The sequence below is a fragment of the Actinoplanes sp. KI2 genome (assembly GCF_025630775.1).
Classification (GTDB): Bacteria; Actinomycetota; Actinomycetes; order Mycobacteriales; family Micromonosporaceae; genus Actinoplanes.
The window spans coordinates 135302-156264 of the sequence record NZ_JAOSZE010000014.1; the positions used below are offsets into that span (position 1 = coordinate 135302).

Annotated in this window: 13 protein-coding genes; 9 read left to right on the plus strand and 4 right to left on the minus strand. The window is 73.0% G+C overall.

What is annotated here, in order from left to right; all coding sequences use genetic code 11:
* Positions 1–74 precede the first annotated feature (74 nt).
* The 6 genes from ODJ79_RS16770 to ODJ79_RS16795 all read left to right on the plus strand — a co-directional run bounded on the left by ODJ79_RS16770 (position 75) and on the right by ODJ79_RS16795 (position 7292).
* The gene (locus ODJ79_RS16770) at positions 75–1505 is read left to right on the plus strand and encodes a DHA2 family efflux MFS transporter permease subunit (RefSeq protein WP_263024387.1); all 1431 of its coding nucleotides are present in this window, start codon (positions 75–77) and stop codon (positions 1503–1505) included.
* A gap of 34 nt (positions 1506–1539) precedes the next feature.
* Positions 1540–2163 (plus strand): transcriptional repressor LexA, encoded by a 624-nt coding sequence (lexA, locus tag ODJ79_RS16775; protein WP_263024388.1) that lies wholly within the window; start codon positions 1540–1542, stop codon positions 2161–2163.
* Between the two features lie 252 nt (positions 2164–2415).
* The gene (locus ODJ79_RS16780; protein WP_263024389.1) at positions 2416–3231 is read left to right on the plus strand and encodes an SAM-dependent methyltransferase; all 816 of its coding nucleotides are present in this window, start codon (positions 2416–2418) and stop codon (positions 3229–3231) included.
* Positions 3232–3432: 201 nt separating this feature from the next.
* On the plus strand, positions 3433–5058 hold the full coding sequence (locus ODJ79_RS16785; RefSeq protein WP_263024390.1) for a putative bifunctional diguanylate cyclase/phosphodiesterase: 1626 nt from the start codon (positions 3433–3435) through the stop codon (positions 5056–5058).
* A gap of 75 nt (positions 5059–5133) precedes the next feature.
* Positions 5134–6411, plus strand: a complete 1278-nt coding sequence (locus ODJ79_RS16790; RefSeq protein ID WP_263024391.1) for a hypothetical protein — start codon at positions 5134–5136, stop codon at positions 6409–6411.
* An 89-nt stretch (positions 6412–6500) separates the two neighbouring features.
* Positions 6501–7292 (plus strand): SAM-dependent methyltransferase, encoded by a 792-nt coding sequence (locus tag ODJ79_RS16795; RefSeq protein ID WP_263024392.1) that lies wholly within the window; start codon positions 6501–6503, stop codon positions 7290–7292.
* Position 7293: 1 nt separating this feature from the next.
* Here ODJ79_RS16795 and ODJ79_RS16800 read toward each other — a convergent pair whose 3' ends face one another.
* Entirely contained in the window at positions 7294–8082 is a 789-nt protein-coding gene (locus ODJ79_RS16800; protein ID WP_263024393.1) for a maleylpyruvate isomerase N-terminal domain-containing protein, read from the minus strand.
* A 173-nt stretch (positions 8083–8255) separates the two neighbouring features.
* On the opposite strand from ODJ79_RS16800, the gene ODJ79_RS16805 reads away from it, so the two are divergent.
* Positions 8256–12167 (plus strand): helix-turn-helix domain-containing protein, encoded by a 3912-nt coding sequence (locus tag ODJ79_RS16805; protein WP_263024394.1) that lies wholly within the window; start codon positions 8256–8258, stop codon positions 12165–12167.
* 124 nt (positions 12168–12291) lie between these two features.
* Complete coding sequence (locus ODJ79_RS16810; RefSeq protein ID WP_263024395.1) at positions 12292–12807, plus strand: hypothetical protein; 516 nt, start codon at positions 12292–12294, stop codon at positions 12805–12807.
* 118 nt (positions 12808–12925) lie between these two features.
* Here the strand turns inward: ODJ79_RS16810 and ODJ79_RS16815 are convergent, their stop codons facing one another.
* The 3 genes from ODJ79_RS16815 to ODJ79_RS16825 form a co-directional block, all read right to left on the minus strand.
* The gene (locus ODJ79_RS16815) at positions 12926–13591 is read right to left on the minus strand and encodes a nucleotidyl transferase AbiEii/AbiGii toxin family protein (RefSeq protein ID WP_263024396.1); all 666 of its coding nucleotides are present in this window, start codon (positions 13589–13591) and stop codon (positions 12926–12928) included.
* The gene (locus tag ODJ79_RS16820; RefSeq protein ID WP_263024397.1) at positions 13591–13761 is read right to left on the minus strand and encodes a hypothetical protein; all 171 of its coding nucleotides are present in this window, start codon (positions 13759–13761) and stop codon (positions 13591–13593) included. The genes ODJ79_RS16815 and ODJ79_RS16820 overlap by 1 nt, the downstream gene beginning before the upstream one ends.
* A gap of 445 nt (positions 13762–14206) precedes the next feature.
* The gene (locus ODJ79_RS16825; RefSeq protein WP_263024398.1) at positions 14207–15361 is read right to left on the minus strand and encodes an acyl-CoA dehydrogenase family protein; all 1155 of its coding nucleotides are present in this window, start codon (positions 15359–15361) and stop codon (positions 14207–14209) included.
* A 278-nt stretch (positions 15362–15639) separates the two neighbouring features.
* Here ODJ79_RS16825 and ODJ79_RS16830 point away from each other — a divergent pair, with 278 nt between their 5' ends.
* Positions 15640–20958, plus strand: a complete 5319-nt coding sequence (locus ODJ79_RS16830) for an SCO7613 C-terminal domain-containing membrane protein (RefSeq protein WP_263024399.1) — start codon at positions 15640–15642, stop codon at positions 20956–20958.
* Positions 20959–20963: the final 5 nt, after the last annotated feature.

Sequence of the window (20963 nt, forward strand, 5' to 3'; positions counted from 1 at the left end):
CTCGCATCGCCTCCCCTCACCCCGGATAGACACCGGACCGCCCAGTTTCTGGGCGGTCCGGTGTCCACCCGAGCATGACGATGACAACAACGATCACCAGGACGCAGCGGTGGGTGCTGGGGCTCAGTGCCCTCGCCTCGTTCATGGTGGTGCTGGACCTGCTGGTGGTGGCCACCGCGCTGCCGTCGATCCGGCGCGACCTCGGCGCGTCGCTCGAGGATCTGGAATGGACGGTCAACGCCTACACGCTCAGCTTCGCCGTTCTGATCATGACCGGCGCCGCGCTGGGCGATCGGCTGGGCCGTCGCCGGATGTTCGCCGCCGGGCTGGTCCTCTTCGCGGCGGCGTCCGCGGCGTGCGCGCTGGCCTCGTCGGTGGGCACGCTGGTGGTGGCCCGCACGGTGCAGGGCGCCGGCGCCGCCATGATCATGCCGCTGGCGCTGGCGCTGCTCAACGCGGCCTTCCCGCCCGAGCGGCGGGGCTGGGCGACCGGTGTGTACGGCAGCGTGACCGCGCTCGCGGTGGTGCTCGGGCCCGTGCTGGGCGGTGCGGTCACCCAGGGCCTGGCCTGGCCCTGGATCTTCTGGATCAACGTGCCGATCGCCCTGCTCGCGGCGCCCTTGGTGAGCACCCGGGTGCCGGAGAGCCGCGGCGCGGGCACCCGCATCGACGGTGCGGGACTGCTGCTCGGCGGGCTCGCGGCCACCGGCCTGGTCTGGGCGCTGGTCCGCGGCAACAGCGCGGGCTGGCGAAGCGCGGAGACGGTCGGCACCGCCGTGCTGGGCGTCGTCGCGCTAGCCGCCTTCCTCGCATGGGAGCGCCGCGCCCCCGCGCCGATGCTGCCACTCCGGCTGTTCCGATCCCGGTCGTTCTCGGCCGGCAACGCGGCGATGTTCTTCCTGAGCGCGTCGGTCACCGGGGCCATCTTCTTCACCGCGCAGCTGTTCCAGGTCGGTCAGGGCCTCGGCCCGTTCGCCGCGGGCCTGCGGCTGCTGCCGTGGGGCGTGCTGCCGATGCTGCTCGCACCGTCCGCCGGTGCGCTGGCCGACCGGATCGGCGCACGGAACCTCATAGTGGTGGGCACGGTGGCGTTCGCGGCGGGCATGTCCGGCCTGGCGCTGTCGGCCGCGCCGCACGCGTCCTATCTCGTCCTGGTCGGACCGATCCTGCTCAGCGGTGCCGGGCTCGGCGTCGCCATCCCGGCCGTCACCCGGTCGGCGGTCAGCCTGGTCGCGCCGCCCGACCTGGCCAAGGCGTCCGGCGTGTTCAGCACCCTGCGCCAGCTGGGTGGGGCCTTCGGTGTCGCGATCGGCGGCGCGGTGTTCGCGGCGACCGGCGGATACGGATCGGCGACCGGGTACGTCGAGGGATACACGCCGGCGGTGCTGATCGCTGCGACGCTGGCCCTGGGAGCAACCGCCGCCGGACTGAGTCTCCCGCGTCCCACCACGGCCGCCACCACCCGCCCGGCCGGTTCGCTGGATCACCCGATCGCGGTCGATTAGCACAAATGATCGAGAAATGTAGTATCGTCACCGCATGGCTTCCCCTGCGCCGGAGCTCACGCCACGCCAGCAACAGATCCTGTCGATGATCCGCGAGTGGGTCGACCGCCACGGCTACCCACCGACCATGCGCGAGATCGCGCGCGCGGTCGGGCTGGCTTCGCCCTCCTCGGTCGCCCATCAGCTCACCGTCCTGGAAAAGGGCGGCCACCTCAAACGCGACGCCCGAGGTTCCCGGGCGGTGGCGCTCACCCAGGACAAACCGGTGATCTACCAGGAGGGCGACGACGTCCGCATCCCGGTGCTCGGCGCGATCGCGGCCGGCGTCCCGATCCTCGCCGACCAGCACGTCGAGGACGAGGTCACGCTCTCGCAGAGCCTGGTCGGGCACGGCACGCTGTTCGCGCTCAAGGTCCAGGGCGACTCGATGATCGACGCCGCCATCTGCGACGGCGACCTGGTCATCGTCCGCCAGCAGCCGACCGCCGAGAACGGCGACATCGTCGCCGCCCTGATCGGCGAGGAGGCCACCGTCAAGGTCCTGCGCACCGACGGCCGCCGGGTCGACCTGGTCCCCCGCAACCCGTCGTACGAGGTGATCCCCGGCAACGAGGCCACCATCCTCGGCAAGGTGGTGACCGTCCTCCGTCGCGTCTGAGCGGACGGCTCGTGAACGTTGCGGCGAAGATGCCCCTGGCCTGGCTTGCTGCAGACCAAGCCGGCCGACCACAACCTCTGTGTCAGCTGAGGTCGCCGGGCCGCGGCCCTTTTGGTGAACCGGACTCGGTCATCGCCCGGGGAGATCGGCGGGCGGAATCGGAAGAGGCCCTGCCGGAACGGATCCACTGGCGGCCGTGGAATTCAGGGACTTGAATGATCGGGGGTCCAGCAGCCGGAACGGGGAGGGGTCGTGGGCGAGAACTACGGATGGGTGCCGGAGGGCGTCGACATCACGGTGCCGGACGCATCGCGGGTGTACGACTACGCGCTCGGCGGCGTACACAATTTTGCGGTTGATCGGGAGTTCTGGCGTCGTGCCGAGGCGGCCTTTCCCGGCGCCGGCCTGGCCGCCCGGACCAATCGCGCCTTTCTCGGGCGGGCCGTGCGCTGGCTGGCCGACCAGGGCGTGCGGCAGTTCCTCGACATCGGCTCGGGCATACCGACCCTGGGCAACGTGCACGAGGTGGCCCAGGACGCCAACCCCGACGCCCGGGTGATGTATGTGGACATCGACCCGATCGCGGTGCAGCAGAGCCGCAGCCTGCTGACCGACAATCCGTACGCCGAGGTGATCGAGGGCGACCTGCGCGACCCGGAAAGCATTCTCTACCACCGCGAGGTGTTGCGCCTGCTGGACTTCTCCGAGCCGGTGGCGGTATTGACCGTCGCCGTTCTGCATTTCATCCCGGACTCGGCCGATCCGGTGGGCATCCTGAAGCGACTGGGCGACGCCATGGTGTCCGGCAGCTACCTGGTGATGTCGCACGCCGGTCCGGAGGTGACGCCGGAGGCCCGGGAACGGCAGGAGCAGATACAGAAGCTGTACGAGCACACGCCGACGCCGTTCATCATCCGCGATCGGGACGAGTTGATCACGCTGATCGGCGGCGACTTCGAGATCGTCGAGCCCGGTGTGGTGAGCGCAACCTACTGGCGTCCGGATCCGGACGAGGAGGACGAGACGCCGGTGCCGTCGGCGCTGGTGGCGGTGGCTCGCAAACGTTGAACGGCGAAAGCCGAGCGGAATGCCGTTTCTTCCGCCTGACGCACACCAGTGACCCTGGGTAGGGCCTACCGCGCCCGCCAAGCGACAAAGCGTAGTGATCTTGGCAGTTCACCCGGAACGGTCGGCAAGGTCAGAATGGCCCGCGACGGACATGGATGGGCATAATTCCTCGGCCAGTCACGATGGCGCGGAAGGAAGCGGATGGACCTCACCCGGGAGTGGCTCCGCGACGTCACCCGTGTCGGCTTCGTCCCGGGGCTGCGCGCTCGCGCCCGCGCCGCCCTGCAGGAGCTGCTGGACGAGCTGATCGCGGCGGTCCGGGCCGAGCCGTTCGACCCGGCGGCCGGCGACCGGATCGGCGCCGAGCTGGTCGACCTGCGGATGTCCGCGCCCCCGGTGATCGGGATGACCGTACGACTGCTGACCGAGCGACTGCCGCCGCTGATCGAAGGCGATCCGGCCGTGGTCCGCGGCCGGGTCCTCGAGCTGCTGGAACACGTCACCACCGGATTCGTGACGGCCCAGCGCGACGCCGCGGTCCGGGCCGCCGAACAGATGAACCGGTCCGAGAAGATCCACTGGCGCCGGGTGCAGACCGACCTGCAGCGGCGGCTGATCGAGGACCCGATCACCGGCCTGCCCAACCAGCAGCAGCTGCGTCAACTCCTGGCCGCACCGACGGGCGCGCGGCGCGGGCTGTGCCTGCTCGGCATCGACCGGTACCCGGAGCTCGCCGACAGCCTCGGCCAGGACAACGCCGACCAGCTGCTCACCGCGGTCGCGGCCCGGTTGCGGCAGCTCACCGGCGTGTTCCTGGCCCACCTCGGCGACGACCAGTTCGGTCTGCTGGCCGACGACACCGCCGGCCCCGACGACATCGTCAAGATCGCCGATCAGGCCCGCCGCGCCCTGCACGCGCCGTTCCCGCTCGGCGGCCACTCGCTGCGCCTCGAGGTCACCGCGGGCCTCGTGGAGGGCCCGAAGCCGGGCGAGCACTGGCTACGCGACGCCCGCCTCGCCCTCGGCTGGGCCCGCCAGGACCGGCACGAGCACGCGGTCTACGAGCCGTCCCGGGCCGAGGCCGACCGGCGCCGGCACCGGCTGGCCGCCGCGCTGCCCTCCGCCGTGGACAGCGGCGAGTTCGTCGCGTACTACCAGCCGCTCTATCGCCTCACCGACCGCGAGGTGATCGGCGTCGAGGCGCTCGCCCGCTGGCAGCAACCCGGCGGCAGTCCGCCGCTCGGGCCGCCCGATTTCATCACGCTCGCCGAGCGCACCGGCCTGATCCGCCCGCTCGGCCGGTTCGTGCTCGAGCGGGCGTGCCGGCAGGGCGCGGCGTGGCTGCGGGCCGGACGCGACCTGACGATCAGCGTCAACCTGTCGCCGCTGCAGCTGAGCGAGCCGACCCTGCCCGCGGACGTGGCCGACATCCTGCACCGGGCCGGCCTGCCGGCCGGCAACCTCCAATTGGAGATCACCGAGAGCGCCGCGCTGGACCAGGGGTACGCCACCCTCCACCAGCTGGCCGAGCTCGGCGTCCGGCTGGCCCTCGACGATTTCGGCACCGGATACTCCAGCCTGGCCACGCTCTCCTGGCTGCCGGTCTCGAACGTCAAGCTGGCCGCCGAGTTCATGGCCGACGCCGGCGCCCCGGCCGCTACCGAGATGCTGCGCCACACGATCGCGCTGTGCCACGCGCTCGATCTGACGGTCACCGCCGAGGGCATCGAGACGGCCGACCAGGAGGCCCTGCTCCGCGACTTGGGCTGCGACTACGGCCAGGGCTACCATTTCGCCCGCCCGGCTCCGTGCCCGTTCTCGAGCTGAGCCGGTCACCCAGCGTACTGACCGCCCCGTCGTCCACCGTGGCCGGACCGATCACCGCTGGGCTACCGTGCGGGCGTGGCTGATGAGACGGGCAAGCGGGCCGGCGGGATGGCCTTCGCCGCGGTGGTCGGGGCACTGGCCGGCGCGGCGATCGCAAGCCGGCGGGGCGCCCGCGCGGCGACCCTCGGCGGGCTGGCCGGCGCGGTGGCGCTCGGCGCGACCGAGGCGGTGGCGCGGGCCCGGCAGCGGCCCGGCGAGATCCCGGCCTGGTGGTCGCGGGTCGTGATGAGCGGCGCGCTCGCGGCGCCCGCCGGTTGGCTGGGCGCGCGGCTCACCAAGGCCGGCCCGGTGCCGGTCGGGCTGGCCGCCGGCGCGGTCGCCGGCGCGCTCGGGCTGCGGCCGCAGAAGGTGGCGCTCGGCCCGGTGGCCGGCGCCGCGGTGGGCGCGGCGTGGCGCCTCGCGGCCGGACCGGACGCGCCGCCCGCCGCGGTGGCCGCCGGCGCCGTGGTCGGCTTCCGGGTGCTGTCCGCGGCGGTGTTCCGCGATCCACAGGTGAGCCTGCTGGCCGAGCGGGTGCCGGCCGCGGAGCTGCCGTTCGTGGTGCCGCTGGAGGCGCGCACCGGGTACGTCGGCACCGACTACGTACGCCGGTTGGCCGAGGACGTCGGCGGCAGCTATACGGCGGACGCCGCCGATGTGGGGATCGTCGGCTCGCTCGACGACCTGGCCGGGCCGCAGTTCGACCCGGCCGAGGTCGACCCGCTCGTCCGCGAGTTCTACGAGCACACCACCCGGTTCAAGCTCGACATCCGGCCCGAGTGGCGGCCGTGGGTACGCCCGGGGTACCTGCTCTACCGCACGCTGGTGGCCCGGCCGCTGGGCCAGGCCAACGTGCCGATGAACCAGCGGGAGACGGTACGGGGCGTACGCAGCCGGATCGACACCATCACTCCCGACGGATCGGAGCTGGTCGGCGTACGCGGATGGATTCGGTCTTTCGCCGACACCGACGAGCCGATCTATGTCGGGATCTACACGACGTATCGGCACGACGGGCGTGGGTACGTCAGCGTCGGGTTCCCGGTGCCGCAGGCCAACTTCACGGCCACGCTGCTGCCGCTGCCCCGGCCCGGCGGTGGGCTGGTGCTCAGCAGCCGGACGGGGCTGCCCCATCCCGGCCACTACCTGAGCTACATCGATCCGGCGAGCCGGGAGCTCACCACGCTCGCGGTGCACGGCTTCGCCGAGCGGCTGGACGTCTTCACCGAGGACGGCGAGCTGCGGGCCGCGCATGCGTTCGCGCTGTACGGCCTGCCGTTCCTGGTGCTGCACTACAAGATCGCGCGGAAGTGAACGGCGTACGATCCACATCGGACGGGAACGTAGTCGTGACTGCCGTAAAGTGACCCCGCAGAGCGACGCGAGGCCACGGAGGCGAATCGATGAGCAGCTCAGAGTCTGACCTGCAGGCACGGCTGAAGGTCGAACAGCCGCACAGCGCCCGGATCTGGAACTACCTGCTCGGCGGGAAGGACAATTTCGCCTCCGACCGGGCGGCCGCCGAGGCCGTGCTCGGGCAGATGCCGGAGATCCGGGAGTTCGCCGTCGCCGGCCGGCGGCTGCTGGCCCGCGCGATCGGGTTCCTGGCCGGCGAGGCGGGCATCCGGCAGTTCCTCGACATCGGCACCGGCCTACCCACCGCGAACAACACGCACGAGCTCGCCCAGCGGATCGCCCCCGCGTCGAAGATCGTGTACGTGGACAACGACCCGCTGGTCCTCGTGCACGCCCGGGCGCTGCTGACCAGCCACCCGGACGGGACGACCAGCTACATCGACGCCGACGTCCGCGACCCGGAGAAGATCCTGCACGCGGCCGCGGACACCCTCGACTTCGACCAGCCGATCGCCGTCGTGATGATCGGGATCCTCGGCCACATCCCCGACGACGACAACCCCGCCGCGATCGTGCGGACGATCGTCGACGCGCTGCCCTCGGGCAGCTACCTGGTGATCAACGACAGCATCACCACGCCGGTCAACGACAGCGCGATCGAGACCGCACAGAGCAAGGGCGCGAATTACTACCTGCGGACCGTCGAGCAGATCACCGCCTTCTTCGACGGCCTCGACCTGGTCGAACCGGGTGTGGTGTCGACGCCGCAGTGGCGGCCCGACTCCGCGGACACCGCGGAGGAGATCGCGGTGTACTGCGGAGTCGCCCGCAAACCCTGACTCAGAATCCGGGGAACACCCGGCGCAGGTCGTCGAGGGAGACGTTGCCGGTCACCTCGACGCCGGCGGGGGTGTGCGCCGGGGACAGCCGGCCGACGATGAGCCGCAGCGCGGCTTCGAGCGGCCCGGCGAACGTCGCGGTGGCGGTGGTCGGCTCCGCGGTGAAGTGGGCACGTTCGTCGAGGACGATGCGGTACGGCGTACCGCTGATCTCGACCACGGCCGGCTCGCGGACCGCCTCCGGCTTGGCGATGAAGCCCAGGAAGAAACTCAGGCCGCCGCTGAGGTGCTCGGCCAGCACGGCGGCCGACTCGGCCGACAGCGCGGCGGCCGGGTCCGCGCCGACCCGGATGTCCCAGCCATGGTGGACCGTCTCGCTCAGCCGGATACCGGCGAACGACGCGAGCGGGACCGGCTGCGGCAGGAAGCCCGGGTTGATCGCGAGCGTCTCGTGCTGCTCGGGCGTCAGGGCCTCCAGGGCGGCGACCAGGGCGGCATCCGACTCCACCGCGCCGGCGGCCTGCGCCTCGGGGCTCAGGGCGTTCCACCGGTCCCACACCCGCTGGTTGAAGTCCGGACCCGGCGCCGGCGCCTCGCCGGTCCCGGCGCGGAAGGCGGCCAGCGTGATCTCCGCGCCGCTGCCCAGGTGTGAGAAGACCTGGGCCACGGTCCATTCCGCGGCGCCGGACGGGCCCTTGAGCAGGGCCGGCGAGATGGCGGCGCCCGCCGACGCGAGGCCGTCGTGCTCGGCGCGCAGGGCAGCGATGGTGCGGACAGCAAAGGTTGTCATGACCAAAGCCTAGGTCTACCGGATCCCACCGCGGCCGGCATCGACGCTGCGCGTATGAGGCGCGACGCACGGTCCATACCGGCCCGTGGACCCGATGCGGCGCCGCGATAGTGTCCGCCCCGGGTCGGAGGTGCATCGACATGCGTCGACAGCGCCGGAGGGATGGGGGATGAATGGCAGTACCGGGTTCGTCGGCCGCGGCACCGCCCGCACCGGAGGCCGAGCCGGAGCGGATCGTGACCCGGGACGACTTCGGCCGGGAGTTGAGCCTGCTGCGTCACGGCGCCGGGCTGAGCGTACGTCAGGTCGCGGCCCGGACCGGCAGCTACCGCAACCACAGCACGATCGGCGACTGGTTCGCCGGCCGTGGCCTGCCCGCCGCGGCCTCGCGGGAGCTCTTCGTCCAGGTGCTGCGGACGTGCGGCGTCACCGACTCCGCATCGCTCGTCGCCTGGGTGGCGGTCTGGCAGCGGCTCCGGCAGGCGCCGGGCCCCCGCCCGCCGGGTCCCGAGCCGTACCGGGGCCTGGCGAGCTTCGAGCCCGAGCACGCGGACTGGTTCTTCGGCCGTGAGGCCCTGACCGCCGAGCTGATCGATCGTCTCGCGGCCGGGTACGCGGCCGGCGGCGGGATGCAGGTGGTCGTCGGCGCGTCCGGTTCGGGGAAGTCGTCGCTGCTGCGCGCCGGCCTGATCCACGCGGTGCGAAGCGGCAGGCTCGCCGGCGGCGGATGGTCGGTACGGTTGTTCACCCCGGGCCGCTCGCCCCTCGACGAGCTCGCGGCCCAGCTGGGCGCCGCGACCGAGATGCCGGCCGAGCAGGTGGCGGCCGATCTGCGCGAGTGTCCCGCCCGCGCGGCGGACTACGCCCGGCGCGCCGATCCCGAGTCGCACCGCCTGCTGCTCGTCGTCGACCAGTTCGAGGAGACCTTCACCACCTGCGTCGACGGTACGCAGCGGCAGTCGTTCGTCACCGCGCTGTGCGCCGCGGCCGGGCCGGGCCGCGCCCTGGTCGTGATCGGACTCCGGGCCGACTTCTACGCTCCGCTGCTGCGGCATCCCGAGCTCGTCGCGGCGGTGCGCGCGCACCAGCTCACGGTCGCGCCGATGGCGGACGAGGAGCTGCGCCGCGCGATCACCGAACCGGCCCGCAAGGCCGGCGTCGAGGTGGCGGACGGCCTCGTCGAGCTGCTGCTCAGCGAGGTCGGCTCCGGCGAGGTTCGCGGCCGGGCACACGACGCCGCCGTACTCCCGCTGCTGTCGCACGCGCTGCTCGCGACCTGGCAGCACAGCCGCGACCGCCGGCTCACCGTCGCCGACTATCGCGAGGTCGGCGGCATCGACCGGGCCGTCGCGGCCTCCGCCGACGCGGTGTACGCGGAGTTCGACGAACACCGGCGGCACCTCGCGCGGCAGGTGTTCCTCGGCCTGGTGCACATCGCCGCGGATGCGCCGGACACCCGGCGCCGGCGCGACTGGGCCGAGCTCGTCGCCGAGTGCGACGGCTCGACCGATCAGGTGACCGAGGTGCTCGACCGGTTCGTCGCCCAGCGACTGATCACCGTGGACGCCGACCGGGTCCAGCTCAGCCACGAGGCGCTGCTGACCGCCTGGCCGCTGCTGCGCGGGTGGCTCGAGGTCGACCGCGCCGGCATGCTCACCCGACGCCACCTCGTCGAGGCCGCCACCACCTGGCAGCGGGAACAGCGGTGCCCCACCGCCCTGTACCGCGGCGCCCGGCTCGCGGCGGCCCAGGAATGGGCGCAGCGCACCGGCGCACCGGCCCTCAACCCGGTGGCCCGCGACTTCCTGGCCGCCTCGGTGGCGCGCGAGCTCGCCGAGCAGGCCGCCGCCCGGCGCCGGACCCGCCGCCTGCGCCAGCTGGTCGCCGCGCTCACCGTGCTGTTCCTGCTCACCACCACGATGACCCTGCTGGCCGCGCGGGCCGGGCAGATCTCCACCCGGCAGCGGGACGAGGCGGTGTCCCGGCAGGTCGCCCAGGAGGTCGACCCGCTCCGCGGTGACAACCCGGCCCTGGCCAACCAGCTGAGCCTCGCCGCGTACCGCCTGGCCCAGACCTCGGAGGCGCGGGGCGCGCTGCTCAGCTCGTTCGCGGCGCCGTACAACATCCGGCTGACCGGGCACACCGGGTACGTGCACGACGTGAAGTTCAGCCCCGACCGCCGGCTGCTCGCCAGCGCCGGCAGCGACCGGACCGTCCGGCTGTGGGACACCAGCGCCGCACACCGCCCGACGCTGCGGGCCGTGCTCGACGCGGCATCGGACTACGTGTCGTCGGTGACGTTCAGCCCGGACAGCGCCACCCTCGTCACCACCAGCGCCGATCGCACGGTGGCCCTGTGGGACGTCCGGGACCCGAGCCACGTCACCCGGATCACCGTCCTCACCGGTCATCGCGGCTCCGTCGACCAGGCGGCGTTCAGCCCGGACGGCCGCACCCTGGCCACCGCCGGCGCCGACCGCACCATCCGGCTGTGGGACGTCGCGGATCGGGCGCACCCCCGCCCACTGGTCACCCTCACCGGTAGGCGGGCGTGGTTCGCCGTGGCGTTCAGCCCGGACGGGCGGACCCTGGCCGGCGGCGACGAGCGCGACGTCCGGCTCTGGGACGTCACCGATCCGCGGCGGCCCGCCGGCACGCTGACCGGACACACCGCCGTGGTGAGCATGATCGCGTTCAGCCCGGACGGACGGACCCTGGCCACCGCGAGCTACGACCACACCGCCCGGCTGTGGGACCTCGCCCGCGGCACGTCGAGCGTCGTGCGGGGCCACACCGGCCTGGTCTACTCCGTCGCGTTCAGCCCGGACGGCCGCACCCTGGCCACCGGCAGCGGTGACGCCACGGCCCGGTTGTGGAACGTGGCGAACCCGGGCCGGCCGGTGCCGATCACCACCCTCGACCCGCACGCCGACGAGCCCGGCGACACGAACGCCATTGCCGGGGTCGCGTTCAGCCCCGACGGCCAGACCCTGGCCACCGGCAGCTACGACTACACCGTACGGCTGTGGGAGCTGACCGGCCCGGCGCCGACCGGACAGCCGGACGCCGTCCGCCCCCTGCAGTTCGGCCCGGACGATCGCCGGCTGCTGCTCGGCCCCGGCCGGGCGCCGACGGTACGGGTGTGGACGGTCGACGACCGGTCCGGGCTCACCGACCCGATCGACGTCCCCGCGGCCGGGTCGGTGACCTTCTGCCAGAACTCCCGGCTGCTCGTCGCCGCGACCGCGACCACCGTAGGGCTGTCCGACCTGAGCGACCCGCGGCACGTCACGCGCTTGTCGCGACTGCCGCACGGCCTGGTCGACGACGTACCGCTGCCCGTGTGCAGCCCCGACGGGCACCTGCTGGCGGTGCTCGGCGCGCGCAGCCGGGCCGCGCGGCTCTGGGACATCACCGATGCCCGCCACCCGGTCGCGCTGTCCGCGTTCTCGGCGAGGAGCCACGCCAACGCGCTGAACATGGCCATCTTCAGCACCGACAGCCGCATCCTGGCAACCGCCGGCCTCGACCACACGGCCCGGTTGTGGGACCTGACCGACCCGCGCCGCCCGATCGAGGCGGGAACGCTGGCCGGCCACACCGACGCGGTCAACACGGCCGCGTTCGGCCCGGTCGGCCACGTCCTCGCGACCGGCGCCAACGACGGCACCATCCGGCTGTGGGACGTCCGCGACCCCTACCGTCCCGCCGCTCTCGCCACCCTGACCGGGCACACTGCGTACGTCGAGGAGGTCCGGTTCAGCCCGGACGGCCGGACGCTCGCCAGCAGCAGCGGCGACCACACCGTACGGCTGTGGAACGTCGCCGACCCCCGCCGGCCGGCCAAGATCGCGACTCTGACCGGCCACGCCGCCACCGTGAGCACCGTGGCGTTCACCTCGGACGGCCGGCATCTGGCCACGGCCGGCGCGGACGGCACGGTCCGGTCCTGGGACCTGAACCTGGAGCGGGTGGCCGACCGGATCTGCGCGCTCGCCTACCCGACGCTCACCCGCACCGAATGGGCGAGCCATTTTCCCGGCATCGACTACCGGCCGCCGTGCCGTACGGCGCCGTCCGGATAACTGCCTGACCTCGTCCGGGCTTGTCCGGACAACGCCGTCGAGCCTTCCGCAGCCGGCTCCGGGGCCGGATCGTCTTCGGCAGACGTCCGGCACCGAACGCCGGCTACGAAAGGATCTCTCCAAAATGGTCAAGAACCCCGTCCAGGCCCTGAAGCGCACGATCGTCGGCGTCACCGCCGCCCTGGCCGCCACCGCGGGCTTCGCCGTCGCTGCCGCGCCCGCCCAGGCCGGTCCGATCGGCGGCTGTGCCGAGCTGCGCGCGTTCTACCTGAACCTCGGGACCGGTGGCGACGACCTGCGGGACAACTCGGAGGTCATCGTGTGGCTGACCCAGCGCAACGGCGGGGGCGACGTCGAGCTCCAGCACGTCACGGGCGGGATCGGCAACTGGAGCAACCAGAGCTACTCGCGCGGCTACCAGAACGCGAACTGGCACGTGAACAGCTGCGACGTGACCGGCATCAAGGTCCGCATGATCTCCCACAACGGCACCTTCCAGGGCGACGACAACTGGAACATGGAGTCGATCACCCTGAACGCGTACGCCGACGGGGGCTCCCCGGCCTACGCGATCTCCGCCAACGGCAACCCGGTCAAGCGGTTCACCGGCAGCAGCCAGTGGTGGTCGATGCTCGGCTGACGCAGCCGCACGTGTGGGGCGGGGAGGCCCGGGACCGGCCACCCCGCCCCACACGCGCATGCCAGGACGTTCGCTCACCGAACCCGCCGTACGGGTCTTCCGCCCGGGCCGGCAAGAGTCAGCCTGCTGCTGATTGAAGTTCGGCCTGCCAGGCTCGGAAACGTTCACGCATCGCCGCAACCTGGGTGGATCCGAGACCGTAGTCGATGAAGTCCTGATCGTCGAAGCGACCGATCATGCCGAGCATCTGGGCGAAGAACCGCCTGTCGAAGCCGGAATCAGCCTCCGAAGCCAGAGCGCAGAGCCGCTCCGGGGTGTACCGGCCACCTGTGATTGCGGCGTCGATATCGATGAAGTCTCGTGCTGCCGCACGGTTGTACAGGGCATCCATCTTGCCCGCCATCACGTCGTCGGGGTGCAGGACCGGGCCGATCTGCATCTCAACGGGTGGTTGGGCACGCCAGTTGGCGACGAGCTCCACCCGGTGTTGCTGGTTCGGGCTGGCCGCTTGACTGACATGTAGTCGGGCGAAGGTCTCGGTACGAAGATCGACCACGACGTCGAATCCTGCGCCCTTGTAGGCGGCAACAACCGCATCCACGGCGGTCGGGAAGTCTGCGCGTCGTTGCCAGTCGGCGAAGAGGTCGACGTCTTCACTCGGTCTGTCGATGATGCCGTGCGCCGCGACGGCGTGCCCGCCGGCCAGGGCGAAACCGAACGGACCACCCGCGCGCAGACCGATCTCGGCGAGTAACCGGTGCAGCGGCTCTGCCTCGCGAGGCACTATGCGGCTGCTCGGCGAGCTTCGGCGAGCACCGGGTGCTTGGCCTCCCAGGCAAGTCGCACCTGCGGAGGGAGGACCAGACCGGCCCAGAGACGCAGAAGCGTCGGTCCGTTCAGCCAGAGCTGAAGATCTTCGCTGTTGGTCGCCTCACGCAGGACGGTCTCATACATGCTGGCGAGCCTGCGTGGGTTGTCGAGGTCATATCTGGCACGCCCTGACCAATCAAGCCGTCGGCTGAGCATCACCTGGCCGGCAACTGGCCCGCACAGATCATCGAGCCGTTCGCTGACGACATACGGCCGCTGATCTGCGTACCGTGACCCGCGCGGCGCGCCTCGCCCAGGTTCGGTCGGCTCAGCCACAATCCCGTGCCCTCTCATCCGCGTACCCGGCAAACGGTCAGGACCCGAGACGGATCCTATCGCCGAACGCGTGGTGCATGCGGGTGGCAGGAGGTCAAGCCCCGGCCACCCACCCACCGGAGAGCCCCGCCGAGCCCCAGAAAGAAGCGTCGGCGAGGCCTGGTGATCACTGGCATCTCAGCAGATCAGCTACCGTCCGCAGCAAGATGGCAAATCCCAACATATGCATGTTGAGCCGCAACGAGGCAGTTCCTCAGCCCTTCAGGAGCTGCCGGGCCATGACGATGCGCTGCACCTGGTTGGTGCCCTCGTAGATCTGGGTGATCTTGGCGTCGCGCATCATGCGCTCGACCGGGTAGTCGCGGGTGTAGCCGTAGCCGCCGAGCAGCTGGACGGCGTCGGTGGTGATCTCCATGGCGGCGTCCGAGGCGAAGCACTTGGCCGCCGCGCCGAAGTAGGTCAGGTCGGCGTCGCCGCGCTCGCTCTTCGCCGCGGCGGCGTAGGTGAGCTGGCGGGCCGCCTCGAGCTTCATGCCCATGTCGGCGAGCATGAACTGGATGCCCTGGAAGTCGGCGATGGGCTTGCCGAACTGCTTGCGCTCCTGGATGTAGCCCTTGGCGAAGTCGAGCGCGCCCTGCGCGATGCCGAGCGCCTGGGCCGCGATGGTCACCCGGGTGTGGTCGAGCGTCTTCATGGCCGTGGCGAAGCCGGTGCCCTCGTCGCCGATCATGCGGGAGGCGGGGATCCGGACGTTGTCGAAGTAGACCTCGCGGGTCGGCGAGCCCTTGATCCCCAGCTTCTTCTCCGGCGCACCGAACGACACCCCCTCGTCCGCCTTCTCGACGACGAAGGCGGAGATGCCGCGGGAGCGGGCGGACGGGTCGGTCGCCGCGAAGACGGTGTAGAACTCCGAGACGCCGGCGTTGGTGATCCACCGCTTCACGCCGTTGAGCACCCAGAAGTCACCGTCGCGGACCGCCCGGGTGGTCATCGAGGCGGCGTCCGAGCCCGCTTCCGGCTCGGAGAGGCAGTACGAGAACATCGCCTCGCCCGCGGCGACCTTCGGCAGGTACTGCTGCTTGACCGACTCGGACGCCGACAGCAGCAGCGGCAGCGTCCCCAGCTTGTTCACCGCCGGGATCAGCGAGGACGACGCGCAGGCCCGGGCCACCTCTTCGATGACGATCGCCGTGGCGAGCGCGTCGGCGCCCGCTCCCCCGTACTCGGCCGGGATGTGCGGCGCGTGGAAGTCCGACGACCGCAAGGCATCGTAGGACGCCTTGGGGAACTCCCCGGTCTCGTCCGCCTCGGCGGCATGGGGCGCCACCCGGGCGTCGCAGACCTCGCGCACCGCTGCGCGGATGGTCTCGTGGTCCTCCGGCAGCCGGTATACGTCGAACTCAGACATGAAGATGGCCCTTTCGCCAAGACGAGGAGTACCCCAATGTTACTGGCAAGTAGCGGGCACCCACCAGCGTTCGACCGGTATGCCGGACGTGACACTTCCCGGCACCGCCAGTGGGCATTTCGGTGGCGGGTCGCCCATCCGCGTGACAAGGTCTGCGGCGTTTCGCGCCCGTTTCCATAGATCTACGCCCGCGTGAGCCTGTTCTAATGAGGTGTCGTACCGGCATGCTCTAGTCATCCCCGGATGACTGGGCCGCCGGTGGGTGTCGAGGAGGTGCCGTGGCGCAGGCTGGACAGTCCGACAGCTACGACGAGGAGCTGGCTCGGATCGATGCCTCCATCGCGGAACTGAAGATCCGCGATATGAACGCGGCCAAGGAGCGCACGCAGATCGCCGCCAAGATCCAGGCGGCGCAGTTCCAGCGCGACATCCTGTCGCACGCGAACACCCAGGCAAAAGCGAAAAAAGCAAAGAATCGTCGCGTACGGCGGAGGCCCGGCCCGGACTTCCCGCCGCCCCCGCCGCCGGGCGCGCATCAGGGCGAGGAGCCTCCGCCGCCGCCCGGGGCCCGGCCCACCGGAGCACCACCCCCGGCCGGCTCCACCCCGCCCCGCGACACCCCACCGCCCCCACCCGGCGCCCGGCCGGCCGCCGCACCGGCAGGCGGTCCCCGAGGCGGCACCGGCACCGCACCGGCGGGCGGTCCCCGAGGCGGCACCGGCCGCGCTACCGGCCCCCGCCCCGACTGGGCGCCGCCCGGCTCCGCGCACACCGGCCCGCCCGGCGTGGCCACCGACGGCGTGACCGCGCTGGTCGACGACCCGCCGCCGACCGAACGGGTCGGGCCGCCGCGCGAGCGGTCCGGCCCGCCGCCGCGCCGGGTCGGTCTCACCGGCGGCGAGCAGCACCCACCCGAGGCGTCCACCCAGTCGGTGCAAAACATCCTGCTCGCCATCGGCGCGCTGCTCATCGGCGTGGCCGCCGTGGTCTTCTCCGGCGTCGCGGTCAGCAACCCGCTGGCCCGCGCGGTCATCCTGGCGATCTGCACCTCGGTCGCCCTGGTCGCCGCGCCCGGGATCGCGAAGCGCGGGCTGAGCTCGACCGCCGAGACCGTCGCGGCGGTCGGCCTGGCCCTGCTGCCGATGACCCTGTACGTGCTGCACGGCACCTCGCTGACCGGCCGCGACCGGGTCTCGCTGCCGCTCTACCTCGGCGTCACCTTCGCGATCACCTCGGTCGCGTCGTTCCTGTACGCCACCGCGGTCCGGCTCAGCGCGCCCCGGTACGCCACCGTCGTCGCCCTGCAACCGGTGCCGCTGCTGCTCGCGTACCCGTCGATCCAGAGCCCGGCCGGCTGGGGCATGGCCCTGGCCGTGGTGGCGCTGCTCGACCTGTTCCTGCTGACCACCGTGATCCGCGGCGGCCGGCTCGTGCCGCAGTGGCCGATCGGCCGTCCGGTCGCGGCCGACCGCGAGACGCTGGCCGCCGCCGACGCGGGCGCGGCCGACTACCTTCGCCGCGGCGACCCGGCCGACCCGGCGACCCATGCCCCCGGCTCCCCGCCGCGCCCCGAGTCGCGGCCCGAGGAGCCCGACCTGATCATCGGCGCGATGACCGGGCAGCGCCGCCGGTGGCTGCGTACCCGGATCTTCCCCGGCCCCCGGCCGGCCGGCGCCCCCGCCGCCGCCTCGGCCTCGCTGACCCCGCCGGCCACCCCGCCGTCGGCGGACTGGCTGCGCGAGCTCACCTTCGCGCTGCTCTGCGTGGCCAGCGCGGGCGCACTGCTCTACTCGTCGGTGGCGCTGCTGCAGGCCAGCATCGTGCCGGACGCGGTGCGCTCGGCCTTCGTGCTGGTGCTGGCCTCGGTCGTCGCGGTCGCCGCGGCCGGCCTGCTGCAAAACCTGCCGGCCCGGAACATCACCGGCGGCGTGCTCACCCTCGCGGTGATCGGCTCGGCGGCCCGGATCGCCGACGTGGTCGACCCGCGCTGGACGCTGGTGGTGGCCGCCGCCGCGGTGGCGGTCACCGGCGCGGTGATCGGTCTGCTGCCCGCCCCGATCCGGTCCGGCCCGGAGATCGCCTCGGCGGCCGCACTGGTGATCATCGGGATCTTCCTGACCGTCGACGGCATCCGGGCCGCGCTCGCCCCGCTGCAGGCCGCCCGCCCGGTCTGGCACGCCGACACGGCCGCGTACGCGCAGAAGATCGCCGAGGCGGCCGGGCCGTCCGGCTGGCTGCTCGCGTTCGCCGCGCTGCTGGTCACCATCGCCGCCGCGCTGGCGCTGCCGCGCAGCTGGCGGCACGAGGGCGCGGTGATCGGCGCCGCGCTGACCGCGCTGGCCGTGCCCGCCTCGCTCGGCCTGCGCTGGTCCGAGGCGCCCTGGCCGCTGGTGCTCGCCTCGATCGCGATCGGCGCCGCCGGCCTGGCCGCGAGCAGCCGCCGGATAGCCATCACGCACGTCGCCGCGGCGGGCGCGGTCGGCCTGTTCGGCGCGGGCGCGGCGCTCAGCGCCGCCTGGCTCACCGCGGCCGTACTCACCGCGCTGGCCGGGGCCGGCGTGATGATCGCCGTGGCCGCCCGGCAGATCCCGATCCGGCTGTACGCGTGGCTGGTCGGCGACTGGGCCTCCGGCGCCGCCGCGCTCGCCCTGCCCGGCGCGGTGGTCACCGGCGCGCTCGCGGTCGCCGACCAGGGCCAGGGCCCGCCGCCCACCGAGGCAGTCACCGTGCCCGCGCTGGCCGTCGGCTTCCTGACCGTCGCCGCCACGCTCAGCTATGCCGCCGTCTTCCAGGTGGCCCGCCGCGAGATCAGCGCGCCGCTCACCGTCGGCACCGGCCTGGGCGCGATCGCGCTGGCCATGGCCGCGCTGCTCGCGCCGGGCGCGACCCCGCCCGACATCTGGGTGGGCGCGCTGCTGCTGGTCGCCGCCGGCCTGCTGTTCTTCGCCAAGTCGATCGACAACGGCCGGCGCAGCGACCGGATGCTGGACGGGCCGGACATCGCGGCGGCCGCCGCCACGGTCGCGATCTGCGGCGCGCTGGCCCGGGTGTTCGCGCTGGCCTTCCCGAACGCGCCGCTGGCCGTGGCCGGCGTGGTCGTGCTGATCGTCTCGCTCGGCGTGGCCGCCCTGCCCGACGAGTGGCGCCGCGGCCCGGTCCGCGGGCTCGCCGCCGCCGGCGTGGTGGTCGGCGCGATCGCCGGCTGGCAGGCCCTCGCCGGCGGGCTGCGGATCATCGCGCTGCACGGCTCGGTGTGGGCCGCCGACCTGACGCAATACCCGACGAACCCACCGGCGGGCGCCTGGCAGGCCCCGTTCACGCTGGTCGTGGTGGCCATCGCGGCCGGCTTCGCGGCACCCCGGCCGTGGTCGTACGCGATCTCGGCAACCGCCGGCGCGCTCGCCACGATCGGGCTGCCGTTCGCCATCGGACTGCCCTGGTGGTCCCCGCTGCTGGTCGGCGGCGCGGTCGCGCTGGCGTACGCGATGGCCTCGATCGCCGCGGCCGACCCGCGCGCCGCCCTCTGCCGCGCCGGGGCGGCCGCCGCCGTGCTGCTGCACGCGGCCGGCGCCGGGCTGGCCCGCCCATGGTCGACCTGCGTGGCGCTGCTGCTGATCACCACGATCGGCGCGCTCACCGCCGCGATGGCCCGCACCCCGGTCGCCTTCACGATCGCCCCCGAGGACGCACCACCGCCGGAGACGGGCCGCTTCTGGGTCCCGGTCATCACCGAGGCCGACCTGGCCCGCGACGACACCGGCATGCCCCGGCACCGGGCCCAGATCGGCGGCATGGCCACCGGGGCGGTGCTGCTGGCGCTGCCCGGTGTCTTCGCCGCGCTCGCCGGCGACCAGGGGCAGAACGCCCAAGTGCTGCTGACCGCCGCGCTCGCCGCGTCGAGCCTCAGCCTGGCCGCGCTCGCGCTGATCGGCCGCTGGATCCCGCAGTACCTGCCCTGGGCCACGGTCGGCCTGGTGCTCGGCGCGACGATCACGGCGTTCGCGTCGATCCCCACGCCGTACTCCACGGCCCTCTATGCCGCCGCCGCGGCCCTGCTCGGCGTGCTCGCCGAACTGCTGCGCGGCGCCACCCCCGCGCCCGGCCTCACGGTCGCACGCACCCGCTCGTGGGCGGACGGCCGGTACCAGTCGGCCCGCTGGACCAGCCTGCGCCCGAGCGGCCTGAGCGGCCGCTGGCTGGTCGACCCGGCCACCAGCGCGGTGCTGCTCGCCCTGATCCCCACGGTGCTGGCCCTCTTCTCGATCGCACCCGCCCTCAAGGCCGCGCTGATCGACCCGCTGCAGCAGATCAAGCACATCTGGGCGGGCCCGATCCCGGCCCTCGCCCAGCCCGACGCCGGCCACGTGACCGGCAGCAGTGTGCTGGCCATCGTGCTGCTCACCGGCGCCTCGGCGCTGGCCGCGATCGGCTTCGGCGGCAAGACCTCCGAGGCCGTCCCGGTGATCCTGCCCGGCCTGGCGATCAGCATCCTGATCGCGCCGATCGCCCTGGGCCTCCCGTTCCCGGCCGCGACCAGCGCCGGCCTGGTGGTCTTCACGATCGTCATGCTGGGCCTCGCGCTCACCCCGCCGCCCGCCGCCACGCACGCCCCGATGCTCCGCGCCGTCCGCCGGATCGTCTTCGTGGTCGGTCTCGCCGCCGGCAACGCGGGCCTGGCCGGCAGCCTCGCCCAGCAGAACCTCACGCTGTTCACGCTCGGCTCCGCGGTCGGCGTCGGCCTGGTCGCCGCGCTGGCCGGCCGCAGCCAGCTAGCCCGCGTCCTGGGCTGGCTGTTCGTCGCCGTGATGGCCCAGCTGTTCGTGCTGGCCGCGTGCATCGCCGGCGGGGTGGCCCGCCAGTGGGCCGCCTTCGGTGTGCTCGGCGTCGGCGCCGCCCTGCTCATCATCGAGGCCACCGTTCCGCGGCTCGGCCTGCCGCAGTACCGCCGCGAGGCCACCACCGTCGAGTGGGCCGGCTACACGTCCGCGGTGCTGGCCGGCGCGCTCGCCTTCGACGCGCCCGCCCACCTGGCCGCGCTGCTGGCCGCCTGGGGCGCGGTGCTCGGCCTGGCGGCGTCCCGGGCCGGCCGCTCCCCCAGCCAGCGCCGGCTGCTGTTCTGGCTGGCCGTCGGCTTCGAGATCGTCGGCTGGTGGCTGTTCATCGCGCTGGCCGACGTGGCCCTCCCCGAGGCATACACTCTGCCGTTCGCGGCGCTGGCGCTGGCGGTGGGCATCGTCGAGTCCCGCACCCGCACCGATCTGAGCAGCTGGGCCGCGTACGGGCCGTCCCTGCTGGCGGCGTTCGTCCCGACGATCGGCATCGTGCTGGCGGGCGACGGTGGCGAGCTGCGCGAGGTCCTGCTGCTGCTCACCGCCGTGGCCACCCTGATCATCGGCTCGACCTACCGGCAACAGGCTCCGGTCGTGGTCGGCGCGGTGGCCACCATCTTCGCGGCGATCCATTTCGCGGTGACGCTGGTCGGCCCGTGGGTGGTGCTGCTGCCGCTCGGCGTCCTCCTGCTGGTCTTCGGCGCCACCAACGAGAACCGCCGCCGCACCCGCGAGGGCCTCCGCAACCGCCTGGTCAACCTGCGCTGATCGCC

Coding starts and splice junctions, on each gene's coding strand:
- ODJ79_RS16785 (WP_263024390.1), top strand. CDS start 3,433: ATGGACCTCACCCGGGAGTGGCTCCGCGACGTCACCCGTGTCGGCTTC.
- ODJ79_RS16810 (WP_263024395.1), top strand. CDS start 12,292: ATGGTCAAGAACCCCGTCCAGGCCCTGAAGCGCACGATCGTCGGCGTC.
- ODJ79_RS16805 (WP_263024394.1), top strand. CDS start 8,256: ATGGCAGTACCGGGTTCGTCGGCCGCGGCACCGCCCGCACCGGAGGCC.
- ODJ79_RS16770 (WP_263024387.1), top strand. CDS start 75: ATGACGATGACAACAACGATCACCAGGACGCAGCGGTGGGTGCTGGGG.
- lexA (WP_263024388.1), top strand. CDS start 1,540: ATGGCTTCCCCTGCGCCGGAGCTCACGCCACGCCAGCAACAGATCCTG.
- ODJ79_RS16820 (WP_263024397.1), bottom strand. CDS start 13,761: ATGTATGAGACCGTCCTGCGTGAGGCGACCAACAGCGAAGATCTTCAG.
- ODJ79_RS16795 (WP_263024392.1), top strand. CDS start 6,501: ATGAGCAGCTCAGAGTCTGACCTGCAGGCACGGCTGAAGGTCGAACAG.
- ODJ79_RS16800 (WP_263024393.1), bottom strand. CDS start 8,082: ATGACAACCTTTGCTGTCCGCACCATCGCTGCCCTGCGCGCCGAGCAC.
- ODJ79_RS16825 (WP_263024398.1), bottom strand. CDS start 15,361: ATGTCTGAGTTCGACGTATACCGGCTGCCGGAGGACCACGAGACCATC.